The 17817-nt window shown below is 72.0% G+C and carries 15 protein-coding genes; all 15 read left to right on the forward strand.

Translation table 11 applies throughout. From position 1 onward, the window contains the following. The first annotated feature begins 95 nt into the window (after window positions 1-95). Complete coding sequence (gene ftsL / locus ACZ3UD_RS00605) at window positions 96-632, forward strand: cell division protein FtsL (protein WP_465580678.1); 537 nt, start codon at window positions 96-98, stop codon at window positions 630-632. Continuing rightward, complete coding sequence (locus tag ACZ3UD_RS00610) at window positions 629-2848, forward strand: peptidoglycan D,D-transpeptidase FtsI family protein (RefSeq protein WP_465580680.1); 2220 nt, start codon at window positions 629-631, stop codon at window positions 2846-2848. The genes ftsL and ACZ3UD_RS00610 overlap by 4 nt, the downstream gene beginning before the upstream one ends. Window positions 2849-2941: 93 nt before the next feature. Further along, complete coding sequence (locus ACZ3UD_RS00615; RefSeq protein WP_465580682.1) at window positions 2942-4507, forward strand: UDP-N-acetylmuramoyl-L-alanyl-D-glutamate--2,6-diaminopimelate ligase; 1566 nt, start codon at window positions 2942-2944, stop codon at window positions 4505-4507. After that, complete coding sequence (locus ACZ3UD_RS00620) at window positions 4504-5907, forward strand: UDP-N-acetylmuramoyl-tripeptide--D-alanyl-D-alanine ligase (protein ID WP_465580684.1); 1404 nt, start codon at window positions 4504-4506, stop codon at window positions 5905-5907. Before ACZ3UD_RS00615 ends, ACZ3UD_RS00620 begins: the two co-directional genes overlap by 4 nt. Continuing rightward, entirely contained in the window at window positions 5907-6968 is a 1062-nt protein-coding gene (gene mraY, locus ACZ3UD_RS00625) for a phospho-N-acetylmuramoyl-pentapeptide-transferase (RefSeq protein ID WP_465581365.1), read from the forward strand. Before ACZ3UD_RS00620 ends, mraY begins: the two co-directional genes overlap by 1 nt. After that, window positions 6965-8422, forward strand: coding sequence for a UDP-N-acetylmuramoyl-L-alanine--D-glutamate ligase (gene murD, locus ACZ3UD_RS00630; RefSeq protein ID WP_465580686.1), 1458 nt, complete (start codon window positions 6965-6967; stop codon window positions 8420-8422). The genes mraY and murD overlap by 4 nt, the downstream gene beginning before the upstream one ends. 113 nt (window positions 8423-8535) lie before the next feature. Next, entirely contained in the window at window positions 8536-9843 is a 1308-nt protein-coding gene (ftsW, locus tag ACZ3UD_RS00635) for a putative lipid II flippase FtsW (protein ID WP_465580688.1), read from the forward strand. 6 nt (window positions 9844-9849) lie between these two features. Then, window positions 9850-10956 (forward strand): undecaprenyldiphospho-muramoylpentapeptide beta-N-acetylglucosaminyltransferase, encoded by a 1107-nt coding sequence (murG, locus tag ACZ3UD_RS00640; RefSeq protein ID WP_380609295.1) that lies wholly within the window; start codon window positions 9850-9852, stop codon window positions 10954-10956. Then, complete coding sequence (locus ACZ3UD_RS00645) at window positions 10949-11725, forward strand: cell division protein FtsQ/DivIB (RefSeq protein WP_465580691.1); 777 nt, start codon at window positions 10949-10951, stop codon at window positions 11723-11725. Before murG ends, ACZ3UD_RS00645 begins: the two co-directional genes overlap by 8 nt. Window positions 11726-12089: 364 nt before the next feature. After that, window positions 12090-13310, forward strand: a complete 1221-nt coding sequence (gene ftsZ, locus ACZ3UD_RS00650) for a cell division protein FtsZ (protein ID WP_465580693.1) — start codon at window positions 12090-12092, stop codon at window positions 13308-13310. Next, window positions 13307-14041, forward strand: a complete 735-nt coding sequence (gene pgeF, locus ACZ3UD_RS00655; protein WP_465580696.1) for a peptidoglycan editing factor PgeF — start codon at window positions 13307-13309, stop codon at window positions 14039-14041. Before ftsZ ends, pgeF begins: the two co-directional genes overlap by 4 nt. A gap of 237 nt (window positions 14042-14278) precedes the next feature. Beyond that, window positions 14279-15088 carry a YggS family pyridoxal phosphate-dependent enzyme gene (locus ACZ3UD_RS00660; RefSeq protein ID WP_465580699.1) on the forward strand — a complete coding sequence of 270 codons (810 nt, stop codon included), beginning with the start codon at window positions 14279-14281 and terminating at the stop codon, window positions 15086-15088. Between the two features lie 303 nt (window positions 15089-15391). Further along, entirely contained in the window at window positions 15392-16003 is a 612-nt protein-coding gene (locus ACZ3UD_RS00665; RefSeq protein ID WP_387620590.1) for a cell division protein SepF, read from the forward strand. A 98-nt stretch (window positions 16004-16101) separates the two neighbouring features. Further along, complete coding sequence (locus ACZ3UD_RS00670) at window positions 16102-16383, forward strand: YggT family protein (RefSeq protein ID WP_030282903.1); 282 nt, start codon at window positions 16102-16104, stop codon at window positions 16381-16383. A gap of 59 nt (window positions 16384-16442) precedes the next feature. Further along, entirely contained in the window at window positions 16443-17798 is a 1356-nt protein-coding gene (locus ACZ3UD_RS00675; protein ID WP_465580702.1) for a DivIVA domain-containing protein, read from the forward strand. Window positions 17799-17817: the final 19 nt, after the last annotated feature.

Here is a 17817-nt window from a genome sequence, read left to right on the forward strand (position 1 = left end):
CGGTGGGGCCGGTGGCCGGTGAGGTCCGGGCGGGGCGGGGAGGACTCCCCGGACAGGGCAGGGCACGCATCACGGTCCGGCCGGGGCGGCGCCCCGTGCGGGGGCGCACGCCGTTCGCGGTGCTCGTGGTGATGCTGCTGGCCGGCGGTCTGTTCGGGCTGCTGGCGCTGAACACCGCGCTCAACGAGGGCTCCTTCGAGCTGTCCCGGCTGCAGAAGCAGACCACCAAGGCGACCGACGAGCAGCAGAGCCTCCAGCACGAGATCGACCAGAGCTCGGCCCCGGACGCGCTGGCCAAGCGGGCCGGAGAGCTGGGCATGGTCCCGGCCGGGGGGATGGCATTCCTGGACGTGCCGAACGGAGGCAAGGTGATCGGCACGCCCGGACCGGCGCAGGACAGCCCGCCGGTGAAGAAGTCGACGGTCGAGCCGTGGCCGATGAAGGCCTCCCCTGCCTCCCCGGCCGCACAGGGCGCCCCGGCGCCTTCGGCGCGGCCCACCGCGCAGCCGAGCGCCCAGCCGAGCACTCCGGCCGCGGTCCCGCCGGCGCCGACCCCGGCGGCCTCGGCCGGTGACTCGGTGATCCAGCTCAACCCGGTCCCGCCCGCGCCGCACGGGGGTGGCAACCGGTGACTACTCCTCGTCAGCCGTCGGGCTCTGGCTCCGGCTCGGGCCGTCGTCAGCCGCCGCGCAGCGGTGCCCCCCGGCCCGCCGCGGGCCGCAGCCAGCCGGCGAAGGGCCAGGCCGCGAAGCCGCAGCCCGTCAAGCCGCAGGCCGCGAAGCCGCAGGCCGCCAAGGGCCAGCCCGCGCGCGGCCAGTCGGCCAAGGCCCAGCCCGCCAAGGCCGCCGCCGCCCGCACCCCGCGCGCGCCGCAGCAGCGTCGCCCCGAGGGCCGTCCGCCGGCCCGTAGCCAGGCGGCGGTGCGGCCGCGCCCGAAGACCCGCCCGCCGCAGCGCCCCAAGGCGCTGAAGCTGGCCGAGCCGAAGCGCCGGCTGCGGGTGATCACCGTGGCGCTGTCCCTGGTGTTCTCGGTCTTCGCCGGGCGCCTGGTGCAGCTCCAGCTGGTGGACGCCGACGCGCTGGCCGCCGACGCCAACACCAACCGCTACCTGAACATCCCGATCACCGCCGAGCGCGGCTCGATAACGTCCTCCGACGGCGTCGCGCTGGCGGCCACCGTCGACGCGTACGACATCACCGCCGACCCGGCGATGTTCACCCCGGAGGCGACCGGCATCCCGGACGCGCCGGAACAGGCGGCCGCCCTGCTGTCGCCGATCCTCGGCGTGTCCAAGGAGAAGCTCGCCGCCGACCTGCACACCCCCAAGACCCGCTACAAGCGGCTCGCCGCCCAGCAGACCCCGGCCGCCAAGAACCAGATCAGCGACCTGAAGTCGACCCTGGAGAAGCAGGCCGGCTCGCGCACCTGCCTGGCCCAGAAGAAGCTGCTCGGCAAGCCCGCCGACCAGGGTGGGCGGACCCGGGTGGACAACGAGTGCGCCAACCCGCTGGCCGGGGTGTTCAACCAGGAGACCCAGAAGCGGGTCTACCCGGCGGACGGCCTGGCCGCCAACCTGGTCGGCTTCGTCAACGGCGAGGGTGCGGGCGCGGGCGGCCTGGAGCTGCAGTACCAGAAGCTGCTGGCCGGCAAGGACGGCCACAGCAGCTACGCCCAGGCGGGCGGGCGGCTGGTGCCCACCGCCGGGGGCTCGATGGACGAGGCCGTGCCCGGCAGCGACGTCAAGCTGACCATCAACCGGGACATCCAGTGGGCCGCCCAGCGGGCGATCACCGACCAGGTGGCCAACTCCGGCGCGGAGAAGGGCTACGTGGTGGTCCAGGACGTGAAGACCGGCCAGGTCCTCGCGATGGCCACCGCGCCCGGCTTCAACCCGAACGACCTGAGCCTCTCCAAGCAGTCCCAGATGGGCAACCCGGCCCTGGTCGACGCCTACGAGCCGGGCAGCACCGCCAAGCTGATGAGCCTGGCCGCCGTCCTGGACTCCGGCAAGGCCAACTGGGACACCAAGGTCACCGTGCCGAACCGGCTGGTCCGGGCCGGCCAGCAGTTCAAGGACGACGTCGAGCACGGCGACTGGTACCTGACCCTGGCCGGGGTGCTGGCCAAGTCCTCCAACATCGGCACCATCGAGGCGATCGAGACCCTCGGCGACGGCGACCAGCTGAAGGCCAACCAGGTGCTGGACGGCTACATGCGCAAGTTCGGCGTGGCCCAGCCGACCGGCCTGAACTTCCCCGGGGAGACCTCCGGGATGCTCAAGAAGCCGGAGGACCTGGTCGCCTCGGAGAAGTACAACATCTCCTTCGGCCAGGGCCCGCTGCAGATGAACGCGCTGCAGGCCACCTCGGTGTACTCGACCATCGCCAACGGCGGGGTGCGGGTCGCGCCCAGCATCGTCCAGGGCACCACCGGGCCGGACGGCAAGTTCACCCCGACCCCGCCGGGGGAGCGGACCCGGGTGGTCAGCGAGCAGACCGCCAAGACCCTCACCTCGATGCTGGAGTCGGTCGTCGACGACGAGCAGGGCACGGGCGGCAAGGCCGCCATCCCCGGCTACCGGGTCGCCGGCAAGACCGGTACCGCCAACCGGGGGGCCGCCAACGGGGTCGGCTACGACGGCTACACCGCCTCCTTCATCGGCTTCGCCCCGGCCGACGCGCCCCGCTACACCGTCTCCTGCACCCTCCAGGGCCCGGTCAACGGCCACTTCGGCGGCCAGCTGTGCGGGCCGGTGTTCAAGCAGGTGATGGAGTTCACCCTGAAGACCATGCAGGTCCCGCCGAGCGGCAGCCAGGCGCCCAACCTGCCCGTCGAGTGGAAGCCGTGAGCGCGGATGAGCAACCAGCGGGCCGGTGCGGCCAGCGACGCGGGGAAGGCCCGGTTTGGCCCTGGGCACCCTTCGGCGGATAGCCTTCCCGCCGTGCCGAAACCCGATCAAACCACCGTGAGTCCGCCCCGCCCGACCGGGACCGCCGCCCTGCCGCTCGCCGAGCTGGCCGCACAGCTGGGCCTGCCGCCCGTCGAGGGCGGCGCCGTCACCGGCGTCACCCACGACTCCCGCGCGGTGCGCCCGGGCGACGTGTACGTGGCCTTCCCGGGCGCCAACCACCACGGCGCGGCCTTCGCGGCCAAGGCCGCGGACGCCGGCGCGGTGGCGGTGCTCACCGACCCCGCGGGCGCCGAGCTGGCTGCCCCCACCGGTCTGCCGCTGCTGGTCGTCGACCGGCCGCGGGCCCGGATGGGCGAGCTGGCCGCGATCGTCTACGGCCGCCCCTCCGAGCGGCTGCTGATGATCGGGCTGACCGGCACCAACGGCAAGACCACCACCTCGTACCTGGTCGAGGGCGGTCTGCGCGGCGCCGGGCGCAGCCCGGGCGTGATCGGCACCGTGGAGATGCGGGTCGGCGAGGAGCGGATCAAGAGCGAGCGCACCACCCCCGAGGCCACCGACCTGCACGCGATCCTCGGCGTGATGGCCGAGCGCGGCGCGGACGCGGTGACCATGGAGGTCTCCAGCCACGCCCTGGTCTTCGGCCGCACCGACGGGGTGGCGTACGACGTCGCGCTGTTCAACAACCTCACCCCCGAGCACCTCGACTTCCACCCGGACATGGAGGACTACTTCCAGGCGAAGGCCCGGCTCTTCCAGCCCGGCAAGTCCCGCCACGGCGTGGTCAACCTGGACGACGAGTACGGCCGCCGGCTGGTCGCCGAGGCGAAGATCCCGGTGACGACCTTCTCGGCCGCCGGCGCCGCCGAGGCGGACTGGCGGGCCGTGGACGTCCAGCTCGGCCCGACCGGCTCCACCTTCCGGGTGCTCGGCCCGGACGGCGCCCAGGCGGACGCCGCCGTCCCGCTGCCCGGCCCGTTCAACGTCTCCAACGCGCTGGCCGCGATCACCGTGCTGGTCGCCGCCGGACTGCCGCTGGAGCGGGCCGTGGCCGGCGTCGCCGCCGTCCCCGGGGTGCCGGGCCGACTGGAGCGCGTGGACGCCGGACAGCCCTTCGTCGCCGTCGTGGACTACGCTCACAAGCCGGACGCCCTGCAGGCCGTCCTCGCCTCGCTGCGCGAGGTCACCAAGGGCCGCCTGCACGTGGTCGTCGGCTGCGGCGGCGACCGCGACCCGCACAAGCGCGGCCCGATGGGCGCCATCGCCGCCCGCCTCGCCGACACCGCCCTGCTGACCAGCGACAACCCGCGCAGCGAGGACCCGCTGGCGATCCTCGCCAGCATGCTGACCGGCGCCGCCGAGGTGCCCGAGGCCGAGCGCGGGGCCGTCCTGGTCGTCCCCGACCGGGCCGAGGCGATCCAGCTCGCGGTCGCCCGCGCCCAGGCGGGGGACACCGTGCTGGTGGCCGGCAAGGGCCACGAACTCGGCCAGTACGTACGAGACGAGATCCGCCCCTTCGACGACCGGGAGGTGCTGCGCGAGTCCATCGCGCGGACCACGGCCGCCGGGGGCGACCGAGGAGTAGAGCAGCAGTGATCGCACTGACCCTCGCCGAGGTGGCCGCCGCGGTCGGCGGCACCCTGGACGGCGCGGACCCGGACGTCCTGGTCACCGGCCCGGTCGAGGTCGACTCCCGGAAGGTGTGCCCCGGCGGCCTGTTCGCGGCCTTCGTCGGCGAGCACGTGGACGGCCACGAATACGCCGCCACGGCGATCGGGGCCGGCGCCGTCGCGGTGCTGGCCTCCCGGCCGGTCGGCGTGCCCGCCGTCCTGGTCGACAGTGTGGTGGACGCGCTCGGCAAGCTGGCCCGCGCCGTGGTCGCCCGCGCCGAGGGCACCGCCGTGGTCGCGCTGACCGGTTCGGCCGGCAAGACCAGCACCAAGGACCTGATCGCCCAGCTGCTCCAGCGCCACGGCGAGACCGTCTTCCCGCCCGGCTCGCTCAACAACGAGATCGGCCACCCGATGACCGCGCTGCGGGTCGAGGCCGGCACCCGGCACCTGGTCATGGAGATGGGCGCCCGGCACAAGGGCGACATCGAGTACCTCACCTCGATCACCCCGCCCCGGATCGGCCTGGTGCTCAACGTCGGCACCGCCCACGTCGGCGAGTTCGGCTCCCAGGAGGCGATCGCCGAGGCCAAGGGCGAGCTGGTCGAGGCGCTGCCCGCCGAGGGCGCCGCGATCCTCAACGCGGACGACCGGCTGGTGCGCGCGATGGCCTCCCGGACCAGGGCGAAGGTGGTCTTCTTCGGGGAGTCCCCGGAGGCCCACGTCCGGGCCACGGACGTTCGCCTGGACGCCACCGGACGGCCATCGTTCACGCTCACCACCCCGGCCGGTTCCGCTCCCGTGCAGCTGCGCCTGTACGGTGAGCACCACGTCTCGAACGCCCTCGCCGCCGCCGCGGTGGCGATGGAGCTCGGGATGACCGTCGACGACACCGCGGCAGCCCTGGGCGAGGCGGGTGCGCTGTCCCGCTGGCGCATGGAGGTCGTCGACCGGGCCGATGGTGTCACCGTCGTCAACGACGCCTACAACGCGAACCCCGACTCGATGCGGGCCGCGCTGCGGGCGCTGGTCTCGATGGGCGGCCGCGGTCCGGAGCGCCGCCGCACCTGGGCGGTGCTCGGCGAGATGCGGGAGCTCGGCGAGGACAGCCTGGCCGAGCACGACGCCATCGGGCGGCTCGCCGTCCGGCTGGACGTCACCAAGCTGGTGGCGGTCGGCGGACGCGAGGCGGCCTGCATGGAACTCGGCGCGAGGAACGAAGGTTCGTGGGGTGAGGAGTCGGTGCTGGTGTCCGACGCGGACGCGGCGGTCGAGCTGCTGCGCAGTCAGCTGCGGCCGGGGGATGTGGTCCTGGTGAAGGCGTCCCGTTCGGTGGGGCTGGAGAAGGTGGCCGAGGCCCTCCTGGCGGACGGTGCTGCCCGATGATGAAGCAGATCCTCTTCTCCGGGATGATCGGCCTGGTCCTCTCGCTGGTCGGCACGCCCGCCCTGATCAAGCTGCTCGCCCGGCAGGGTTACGGCCAGTACATCCGTGACGACGGCCCCAAGGCGCACCACAGCAAGAAGGGCACGCCCACCATGGGCGGCATCGCCTTCATCCTGGCGACCCTGATTGCGTACTTCGGCACGAAGGCGATAACGGGCGAGAGCCCGACCGCCTCCGGACTACTGGTGCTCTTCCTGACCACGGGCCTCGGCCTGGTCGGCTTCCTGGACGACTACATCAAGGTGGTCAAGCGCCGCTCGCTGGGCCTGCGGGCCAAGGCGAAGCTGGCCGGCCAGTCCATCGTCGGCCTGGTGTTCGCCGTCCTGGCACTGCAGTTCCACGACGACCGCGGGCTCAGCCCGGCCTCCCAGTCGCTGTCCTTCGTGCGCGACTTCAAGTGGTCGATCGGCCCGGTGCTGTTCGTCATCTTCGCCTACTTCATGATCGCCGCGACCTCCAACGGCGTGAACCTGACGGACGGCCTGGACGGCCTCGCCACCGGCGCCTCGGTGATGGCCTTCGGCGCCTACACCTTCATCGGCGTCTGGGAGTACGGGCAGAGCTGTGCCTACTTCCTCTCCGCCACCAACGCCTGCTACGACGTCCGCGACCCGCTGGACCTCGCGGTGGTGGCCGCCGCCCTGATGGGCTCCTGCTTCGGCTTCCTGTGGTGGAACACCTCGCCCGCCAAGATTTTCATGGGTGACACCGGCTCGCTCGCCCTCGGCGGCGCCCTGGCCGGTCTGGCGATCTGTTCCCGCACCGAGCTGCTGCTGATCCTGCTCGGCGGCCTCTTCATGATCATCACCCTGTCGGTGATCATCCAGGTCGGTTCCTTCCGGATGACCGGCAAGCGCGTCTTCAAGATGGCACCACTGCAACACCACTTCGAACTCAAGGGCTGGAGCGAGGTCCTGGTCGTGGTCCGCTTCTGGATCATCCAGGGCCTGTGCGTGGCCGTCGGCCTCGGCCTCTTCTACGCGGGATATCGGACCGGATGACGAACCCCCTGATGAACATGTCGCAGTTCAATGACCTGCCCGTGGTGGTCGCCGGCCTCGGCGTCTCGGGCATCAGCGCCGCGCGCGTCCTGAACGGGCTCGGCGCGAGCGTCACCGTGGTCGACGGCGGCAGCGGCGAGGGCCTCCAGGCCCGCGCCGCCGAGCTGGAGGCGCTGGGCGTCGCGGTGCGCCTCGGCGACGGCGCGAGCCTGCCCGAGGGCACCCGGCTGATCGTCACCTCGCCCGGCTGGGCCCCCGACAGCCCGCTGTTCGCCGCCGCCGAGGCGGCCGGAGTCCCGGTCTGGGGCGACGTCGAGCTGGCCTGGCGGCTGCGCAAGCCGCTGCCGGGCACCGGCGAGCCCGCCCCCTGGCTGGCCGTCACCGGCACCAACGGCAAGACCACCACCGTCCAGATGCTCGCCTCGATCCTCACCGCGGCGGGCAAGCGCACCGCCGCCGTCGGCAACGTCGGGGTCTCGGTGCTGGACGCGGTGCTCGCCGAGGAGCCGTACGACGTGCTCGCCGTCGAGCTCTCCAGCTACCAGCTGCACTGGGCGCCCTCGCTGCGCCCGTACTCGGCGGCGGTGCTCAACCTGGCCCCCGACCACCTCGACTGGCACGGCTCGATGGAGGCGTACGCCGCCGACAAGGGCCGGATCTACGAGGGCAACGTGGTCGCCTGCGTGTACAACCTGGCCGATCCGGCCACCGAGGCGCTGGTCCGCGAGGCCGACGTCGAGGAGGGCTGCCGGGCGATCGGCTTCGGCCTCGGCGCGCCGAGCCCGTCGAACTTCGGCGTGGTGGACGGCCTGCTGGTGGACCGCGCCTTCGTCGAGGACCGGGCCGTGAACGCGGCCGAGCTGGGTTCCGTCGAGGACGTCAACCCGCCGGCCCCGCACAACATCGCCAACGCGCTCGCCGCGGCGGCGCTGGCCCGGGCCTACGGGGTTGAGCCGAAGGCCGTCAGGGAGGGCCTGCGGGCCTTCCGCCCGGACGCCCACCGGATCGCCGAGGTCGGTACGGTCCGCGAGGTCACGTACATCGACGACTCCAAGGCCACCAACACCCACGCCGCGGCGGCCTCGTTGGCCGCCTACCGGCCGATCGTCTGGATCGCCGGCGGCCTGGCCAAGGGCGCGACCTTCGACGACCTGGTCCAGGGCGCGGCCGAGCGGCTGCGCGCGGTCGTGCTGATCGGTCAGGACCGGGCGCTGATCCGCGAGGCGCTGGAGCGACACGCTCCGGATGTGCCGGTGATCGAGGCGGCCGAGGGCCAGACTGGCGCGGTGGCGATGACCGAGGTGGTTCGCACGGCCGCGTCGCTCGCCCGATCGGGTGACACGGTGCTGTTGGCCCCGGCCTGCGCCTCGATGGACATGTTCACCAACTACGGCGAGCGCGGCGACCTGTTCGCGGCGGCCGTCCGGGAGCTGGCGAACCCCTCCGGCGAGTGAGAGCGGCCCTTCGGGAGGCGAACGAGCCGCAGAGATTGGAGCGGGGAGCGGTGGCGGGGCAGGGCAGGGCGGATTCCGGCGTTTCCAAGCAGGATGCCGCCGAGCCGTGGCGAGTGATCTCCGCCACCACGACCAAGTACAAGTCGGCCGGTCCGCTGGGCCGCCTGCAGGCCTTCCGGGCCCGCGTACGGTACTGGCTGGACCGGCCGCTCACGCCGTACCTGCTGGTCGTCGGCACCACGCTGCTGCTGGTGGTGCTGGGTCTGATGATGGTCTTCTCGGCCTCGCAGATCCTGGCCCTGAACCAGCACCACACGGCGCAGTACTACTTCCTCAAGCAGCTGATCGCGGCCATCCTCGGCCTGGTCCTGCTGGTCGGCTTCGCCTCCGTCCCGGTGGCGGTGCTGCGGGTGATCGTCTATCCCGTGATGTTCGGGGTGATCGGCGCGCTCGCGCTGGTCGCCGTGCCCGGCATCGGGGTGCGGATCAACGGCAACCAGAACTGGCTGGACTTCGGGTTCTTCCAGTTCCAGCCCTCCGAGTTCGCCAAGCTCGCGCTGGTGCTCTGGGGCGCCGACCTGCTCGCCCGCAAGCAGAAGGCCGGCACCCTCACCTCGTGGAAGCACCTGCTGGTGCCGCTGGTGCCGGGTGCCCTGCTGCTGCTCGCGCTGATCATGATCGGCGGCGACATGGGCACCTCGATGATCCTGGTGGCCATGGTGTTCGCGCTGCTCTGGATGGTCGGCGCGCCGCTGCGGCTGTTCGTGGCCACCCTCGGGGTGGCGGTCGTGGTCTGCACCGCCCTGGTGATCACCGTCCCGCACCGGGCCGAGCGCCTGGGCTGCATCGGCGTCACCAAGCTCGACCCGGAGGGCGCCTGCTTCCAGGCCCTGCACGGCGTGTACTCGTTCGCGCTCGGTGGCGGCTTCGGCACCGGCCTCGGCGCCGGCGTGGAGAAGTGGGGCCAGCTGCCCGAGGCGCACACCGACTTCATCTTCGCCGCGACCGGCGAGGAACTGGGCCTGGTGGGGACGCTGTCGGTGATCGGTCTCTTCGCGGCACTAGGCTACGCGGGTATCCGTGTGGCCATCGGTACGAAGGACCCCTTCGTCAGGTACGCCGCGGGAGCCGCCACCACCTGGATCATGGCGCAGGCCGTGATCAACCTGGGGTCGGCGCTGGGACTGCTGCCCATCGCGGGCGTCCCGCTCCCGCTGTTCTCCTACGGCGGTTCCGCCATGCTGTCGGCCATGTCCGCGATCGGAGTGCTGCTGTGCCTGGCACGCAGCTCCTCGGGCGCGAAGGCGGCCCTGGCCGCCCGGAGCAAGAACTCCCGGATCAGGAAGCGACTGGCCCGGGTGCTGCCACGACGACGAACCACAGCGCGCCCGGCCCCCGGGTCGGCACGCAGGGAGCGGTGAATTTCGGTGCATGTCGTACTCGCCGGCGGGGGGACCGCCGGTCACATCGAGCCGGCCATGGCCCTCGCGGACGCCCTCCGCAGGCACGACCCGTCCATCGGGATCACCGCCCTGGGCACCGAGAAGGGTCTGGAGACCCGGCTGGTACCCGAGCGCGGCTACCAGCTGGAGCTCATCCCGGCCGTCCCGCTGCCCCGCAAGCCCACCCCCGAGCTGATCACCGTCCCCGGCCGGCTGCGCGGCACCGTCCGGGCCGCCCAGGAGATCATCGAGCGGGTCAACGCCGACGCCGTGGTCGGCTTCGGCGGTTACGTCGCGATGCCCGCCTACCTGGCCGCCAAGCGGGCCGGCGTGCCGATCGTGGTGCACGAGGCCAACGCCCGTCCGGGCCTGGCCAACAAGATCGGTGCCCGCTACACCGACTTCGTCGCCGTCTCCACCCCGGACAGCAAGCTGCGCGACTCCCGGTACATCGGCATCCCGCTGCGCCGGACCATCGCCACCCTGGACCGCAACGCCACCCGGCCGGAGGCCCGCCAGTACTTCGGCCTCGACCAGCGGCTGCCCACCCTGCTGGTCTCCGGCGGCTCCCAGGGCGCGCGCCGGCTGAACGAGACGGTCACCGCGATCGCCCCGCGGCTCCAGCAGTACGGCGTGCAGATCCTGCATGCGGTCGGCCCGAAGAACGAGCTGCCGCAGGTCGCGGACGTCCCCGGGATGCCGCCGTACCGCCCGGTGCCGTACATCGACCGGATGGACCTCGCCTACGCGGCCGCCGACCTGATGCTCTGCCGGGCCGGCGCCATGACGGTGGCCGAGCTGGCCGCGGTCGGCCTGCCCGCCGCCTTCGTGCCGCTGCCGATCGGCAACGGCGAGCAGCGGCTGAACGCCCAGCCGATGGTCAAGGCCGGCGGCGGTCTGCTGGTGGACGACGCCGAACTGACCGCGGACTGGGTGCTGCAGAACGTGCTGCCGGTGCTCACCGACCCCCAGCGGCTGTGGGACATGAGCCGGGCCGCGGCCGAGTTCGGCCGCCGGGACGCCGACGACCTGCTGGTCGGCATGGTGTACGAGGCGATCCAGGCCCACCGGGGCGGCCGGCGCCGTGGCTGACGGTCGGCTCGCCGACCCTCTGGACGAGGAGCTGGAGGGGGAGGAGTCCGCTCCCCGCCTCCGGCTCTCCCGGCGGGGCATCGTGGTGCTGAGCGTGCTCGTCGCCGCGGTGCTGGGCGGGCTGGCCTGGCTGGTGTTCTACTCCCCGGTACTGGACGTGCGCGATGTCGCCGTCCAGGGCGCGAAGGACGAGAAGCTGACGTCGGACCAGGTCCGTGGCGCGGTCGGCGGGCTGGCCGGCGGCCCGCTGGCCCGGGTGGACCTGGACGAGGTCAGGCACCGGGTGGAGGCGATCCCCCGGGTGGCCAAGGCGGAGGTGTGGCGGGGCTGGCCGCACACCCTGCAGGTCAAGGTGGTGCAGCGGACGGCCGCGGCCGCCGTCAAGGGGGAGGACGGCCAGTTCACCCAGGTGGATGCCACCGGCGTGAGCTTCGCCACCGAGGCGGCCCCGCCGGAGGGCGTGCCGGTGGTGGAGCTGCGGCTCAGTCAGCAGGCGAAGGACGTGGCCGGGGTGATCTCCCGCGCGCAGCTGGTGCAGGGCGCGGTGGCGGTGGCCGCCGGGCTTCCGCCGGAGATCGCCAAGCGGGCCGGATCGGTCCTCGTGCACTCTTACGACGACATCGAACTGCAGCTCAGCGGGGGTGCGACGGTGCGCTGGGGGAGCCCGGAGCAGAACGACCGCAAGGCCCGGGTGCTGCAGGCGCTGATGGCCCAGAAGGGCGCGAACTTCGACGTGAGTGCGCCGGAGGCGCCGGCGGTGTCCGGGTGATCCGCTAGATTCTGTGCCCGAGGGAGGGGTTGACGCGTCGAAGTGTCGGCCCGACTCTTGGTGGTCACCCCGGTTTCCATTGCCGGCCGATGATCACATAGGCTCAAAAGAAAAAGGGAAGCTCGGCGTGTTCGTTGAAACGCGTGCCCGGAGCCACCTAGTGTCCTGTGTCACCAGACTGTGTCCCCTGGCGATGTGACGGAGGCACAGGACTAACCCTAAAGGTCAAGTTTAGGGTTGGGGTCGGCGGTCGGCATTTCGGACATTCAGTCAGAAACCAGGCTCCCTACCCATCGACATCCGTCGGTACGGCCCCTCGCCCGGGCCGGGCCGACCCGGAATCTCGAGGCGAGAGGCCTTCGACGTGGCAGCACCGCAGAACTACCTCGCAGTCATCAAGGTCGTCGGTATCGGCGGCGGTGGTGTCAACGCCATCAACCGGATGATCGAGGTCGGTCTCAAGGGCGTCGAGTTCATCGCGATCAACACCGATGCGCAGGCCCTCCTCATGAGCGACGCCGACGTCAAGCTCGATGTGGGCCGTGAACTCACCCGGGGCCTCGGCGCCGGCGCCAACCCCGAGGTCGGCCGCAAGGCCGCCGAGGACCACCGCGAGGAGATCGAGGAGGTCCTCAAGGGGGCCGACATGGTCTTCGTGACCGCCGGTGAGGGTGGTGGCACGGGCACGGGCGGCGCGCCCGTCGTCGCCAACATCGCCCGCTCGCTGGGCGCCCTGACCATCGGCGTGGTCACCCGCCCCTTCACCTTCGAGGGACGTCGCCGGGCCAACCAGGCCGAGGACGGCATCGCCGCCCTGCGCGAAGAGGTCGACACCCTCATCGTGATCCCCAACGACCGACTGCTGTCCATCTCGGACCGCCAGGTCAGCGTGCTCGACGCGTTCCGCTCCGCGGACCAGGTCCTGCTCTCGGGTGTCCAGGGCATCACCGACCTGATCACCACCCCGGGTCTGATCAACCTCGACTTCGCCGACGTCAAGTCCGTCATGTCGGACGCCGGTTCGGCGCTCATGGGCATCGGCTCGGCCCGCGGCGAGGACCGCGCCAAGGCGGCCGCCGTGATGGCGATCTCCTCGCCGCTGCTGGAGGCCTCGATCGACGGCGCCCGCGGCGTGCTGCTGTCCATCTCGGGCGGCTCGGACCTCGGCCTGTTCGAGATCAACGAGTCGGCCCAGCTGGTCAGCGAGGCCGCCCACCCCGAGGCCAACATCATCTTCGGTGCGGTCATCGACGACGCGCTCGGCGACGAGGTGCGGGTCACCGTCATCGCGGCCGGCTTCGACGGTGGCCAGCCGCCGGCGATCGTCCGCGACCCGGTGGTCAAGTCCACCACCCCCGCGGCCCCGGCCGCCCCGGAGCGCCCGGCCGGCCGCCCGTCCTACGGGAGCATCGGTTCGGTGACGTCCCGTTCGGAGGGGGAGGCCCCGGCCGCCCCGTCGCGTCCGGCCGAGACCCAGGCCACCACGACCGCCGCCGCCCCGGTGCCGCCGCAGGTGCAGCCGGCCCGGCAGCCGTTCGTGGAGAGCCCGGCCGAGGAGCTCGACGTCCCGGACTTCCTTAAGTGATCGATCACGCGGTACACGCGGGTGCTCACTTCGCCTTCACCGACAGGTGGGGCGGGGTGAGCACTTCGCCGTACGGGGAGCTCAACCTCGGCGGCGCCGTGGGGGACGACCCGGAGGCCGTCCGGGAGAACCGGGCGATCGCCGCCCGGGAGCTGGGGTTGAACCCGGCCGACGTGGTGTGGATGAACCAGGTGCACGGCGCCGAGGTCGCCGTGGTGACGGGGCGCCAGCCGTTGGGGGAGGCCCCCACGGTGGACGCGGTGGTCACCGACCGGCCGCTCGCGCTCGCGGTGCTGACCGCGGACTGCACCCCGGTGCTGCTGGCCGACCCGGTGGCGGGCGTGGTGGGCGCGGCCCACGCGGGCCGGCCCGGGCTGGCGGCCGGGGTGGTGCCCGCGGTCGTCAGGGCGATGGTCGAACTGGGGGCCGAGCCGGCGCGGATCACCGCCGCCACCGGCCCCGCGGTCTGCGGCCGCTGCTACGAGGTGCCGGCCCGGCTGCGCGCCGAGGTCGCCGAGGCGGTCCCGGCAGCCTTCGCCGAGACCTCGTGGGGCACCCCGGCCCTGGACGTACCGGAGGGGGTCGCGGCCCAGCTGGCCGCGGTGGGGGTCACCGAGCTGGCGCGATCACCGGTCTGCACCCTCGAGTCGCTCGATCACTACTCCTACAGGCGTGAGCAGCGGACCGGGCGACTCGCCAGCTATGTCTGGTTGGGCTCTGATCACTGTTGACATCAACGCCACCTGGGGAGGGGCGCTTCCGCCGGTCGCCCGGAGGGTTTCCTGCTTCGCGGCCGACAGCCCTCCGGGACGAACCCGAGATAAGGTCTTACATCAGCTCCACAGGCCTGACATTCCGCCAGCCCGGCGGTAGTTGTCGCATTTTCGGCGACACATCCGACGGCTCGGTTATCGCAGTCGGATACGCACAGCATATCAGGCTGCACGCAGCGTGACGGAGGCGCTGTCATGACGAACGACATCTACGGACCGTTCCCGGGGGGCCCCGGCCCCTTCTTTCCCGATCGGAGCTGGCTTGCCGCACTGACGGAGGGTCAGCGGGCCCGGTTCGAGGAACTGGGGACCAACCTCGACGTGGTCGAGCGCCGGATCGTGGACGCCTGTGCGGCCGCCGGGCGCCCGCGCGAGGACGTCACCCTGATCGTCGTCACCAAGACCTACCCGGCCGAGGACACCGCGCTGCTGGCCGGACTGGGGGTGACGGACGTCGCGGAGAACCGCGACCAGGACGCCGCACCCAAGGCGGAGCGGTGCAGAAACCTTCCTCTTGACTGGCACTTCGTCGGACAGCTGCAGACCAACAAGGTCCGCTCGGTCGTCGGGTACGCGAACCACGTGCACTCGGTGGACCGGCTGCGGCTGGTCGAGTCGCTCTCGGCGGCGGTGCTGAAGTCCGAGCGCCCGGAGCTGGGCTGCCTGGTGCAGGTGGCGCTGGACAAGGAGCACGGTGAGGGCGCGCACCGCGCCGGGGTCGCCCCGGAGGACGTCGCGGAACTCGCCGACGCGATCGCCGACACGCCCGGGCTGCGACTGGACGGTGTGATGACCGTCGCTCCGCTGGCCGGTCCACTGGCCGGCGACCCGGTGCGCGCCTTCGACCGGCTGGCGGAAATCGCAACCGCCGTACGGGCGGCCCATCCGGCTGCCACCATGGTCTCCGCAGGGATGAGCGGCGACCTTGAGCAGGCGATTGCCGCCGGGGCGACACATGTGCGCGTCGGAACGGCGGTACTCGGAGTGAGGTCACCCCTCGGGTAACGTCACCGGGTAGTAGATCAGACTGCAGGACAAAATAGGACAGAATCTAGCAGCTCTGCGGAGCGCTAGCGAACCGTGGATCGCAGCTCCGCGGCACCTACCCACGAACTCTGACGGCGCGTCGCCTTGACGGGCCGTCGTGGGCGGACTGCGGAATCCGCAGGCAGGGCCGTGGCCCGGCCGTCGAGTCGGAGCCGGTGGTCCGCACGGAGCGAGCGAAGCGAGCGACCATCGGAAGGTGCGCGTTTCGCGAAGCAGCCACCGAGCGTCAGCGAGGTGGCCATGAGCGGAGGAGACAGGAGCATGGCCGGCGCGATGCGCAAGATGGCGGTCTACCTCGGCCTCGTGGAGGACGAGACGTACGACGGCCAGGGGTACGACCCCGACGACGACTACGACGCGGACCCCGAGCCGATCCGTACCGGGCAGCGGACCGAGGACATTCCCCGGCCGGCCGCCCCCGCAGCAGCACCCGCCCCGGTCTCCTCGATCACCCCGCAACCGGTCCCGGCGGCGGTGCCGATCCGGCAGGAGACCCCGCGGATGGCCCCCGTGTCGTCCATCACACCCGAACGCCGCCACAATCTGGAGAAGAGCGCCCCGGTGATCATGCCCAAGGTAGTGAACGAACGAGAGCCCTACCGCATCACCACGCTGCACCCGCGGACCTACAACGAGGCCCGTACCATCGGGGAACAGTTCCGTGGCGGTACCCCCGTGATCATGAATCTGACCGAGATGGACGACACCGACGCGAAGCGGCTCGTAGACTTCGCCGCTGGACTCGTCTTCGGTCTGCACGGCAGTATCGAGCGCGTGACACAGAAGGTGTTCCTGCTGTCGCCTGCTAACGTCGATGTCACGGCGGAGGACAAGGCTCGGATCGCCGAGGGTGGGTTCTTCAACCAGAGCTGACCCGGCCACGACTTTACGTGTGGATCTGATCGACAGTGGTTGGCGACAGGTGACGAGCGGCAGGCCCTAGGGCCCGGGACCGGGGAGAGGGAAACGCGATGGACATCGTGTGGGCGGTGCTCTACTACGCCCTGACCGTCTTCCTGGTGTTCCTGCTCGTGCGACTGGTCATGGACTGGGTCTTCCAGTTCGCGCGTTCGTGGCGGCCCGGCAAGGCCATGGTCCTGGTCCTGGAGGCCACGTACACTGTCACGGATCCGCCGCTCAAGCTTCTTCGGCGGTTCATTCCGCCGTTGCGTTTCGGGGGCGTGGCGCTCGACCTGTCCTTCTTCGTACTGATGATCATTGTGTATGTCCTGATCTCGCTTGTGCACCCCTAGTCGTAGGTGAGCGATGCGACAGGATGCCGGTGTGCCGACGATCACGTTGAGGTGAAGAGATGCCATTGACCCCCGAGGACGTTCGGAACAAGCAGTTCACGACCGTCCGCCTGCGTGAAGGCTATGACGAGGACGAGGTCGATGCCTTCCTCGACGAGGTCGAGGCGGAGCTGACCCGCCTCCTCCGGGAGAACGAGGACCTGCGGGCCAAGCTGGCCGCCGCGACTCGCGCCGCCGCGCAGAACCAGGCCAACATGCGGAAGGAGCCGCCGCAGGACGCGCAGCGTCCCGCCGCTCCCGTCCCGGCCGCCATATCCGGCCCGCCGATCCCCGGCCAGCAGGGCCCGGGCGGCCCGCAGCAGATGGGCCCCGGTGGTCCGCAGCAGATGGGCCAGGGCGGTCCCCAGCAGCAGCAGATGGGCAACCAGCCCCTCGGCCTGCCCTCCGGCGCCCCGCAGCTCCCGGCCGGTCCGGGTGGCCCCCAGCAGATGGGCGGCCAGCAGCAGCAGATGAACCAGACCATGGGCGGCCAGCAGCAGCTGGTCCAGCCGATGGGCGGTCAGATGCTCCAGCCCATGGGCGGTCCCGGTGGCCCGCAGCAGATGGGCAACCCGATGGGCCAGGGCATGGGCCAGCAGCAGATGCAGCCGATGGGCGGCCCCATGGGCGGCCCGCCGCAGCAGATGGGCGGCCCGATGGGTGGCCCGATGGGCGGCCCGATGCAGCAGCAGGGCCCCGGCGGCGACAGCGCCGCCCGCGTGCTGGCGCTCGCCCAGCAGACCGCCGACCAGGCGATCTCCGAGGCCCGCTCCGAGGCCAACAAGATCGTCGGCGAGGCGCGCAGCCGGGCCGAGGGCCTGGAGCGCGACGCCCGTGCCAAGGCCGACGCCCTGGAGCGGGACGCGCAGGAGAAGCACCGCGTCGCGATGGGGTCGCTGGAGTCCGCGCGGGCCACGCTGGAGCGCAAGGTCGAGGACCTGCGGGCGTTCGAGCGTGAGTACCGGACGCGTCTGAAGTCGTACCTGGAGACCCAGCTGCGTCAGCTGGAGTCGCAGGCCGACGACTCGCTCGCCCCGCCGCGGATCCCCGCCACCGCTTCGCTGCCGCCGGCGGCGTCGTCGATGGCTCCGGCCGGTGCCGGTGCGATGACCTCCGGTGCACCGTCGTTCGGTGGGAACCAGCCGGCCTTCGGTGGCAGCTCGCCGTCGTTCGGTGGGCAGAGCTCCTTCGGCGGGAACCCGTCGGCGCCGAGCTTCGGCGGGCAGGCTGCCGGTGGCAACAGCGGGGCTCCGCAGATGCAGCCGGCCGGGATGACCCAGCCGATGGCGGCAGTCCGGCCGCAGCCGCCGCAGCCGATGCAGCAGGCTCCGGCGCCGATGCGGGGCTTCCTGATCGACGAGGACGGCGACAACTGAGGTTGTAGCAGGGCTCTTC

It is taken from the genome of Kitasatospora sp. NPDC023118 (assembly GCF_055560875.1).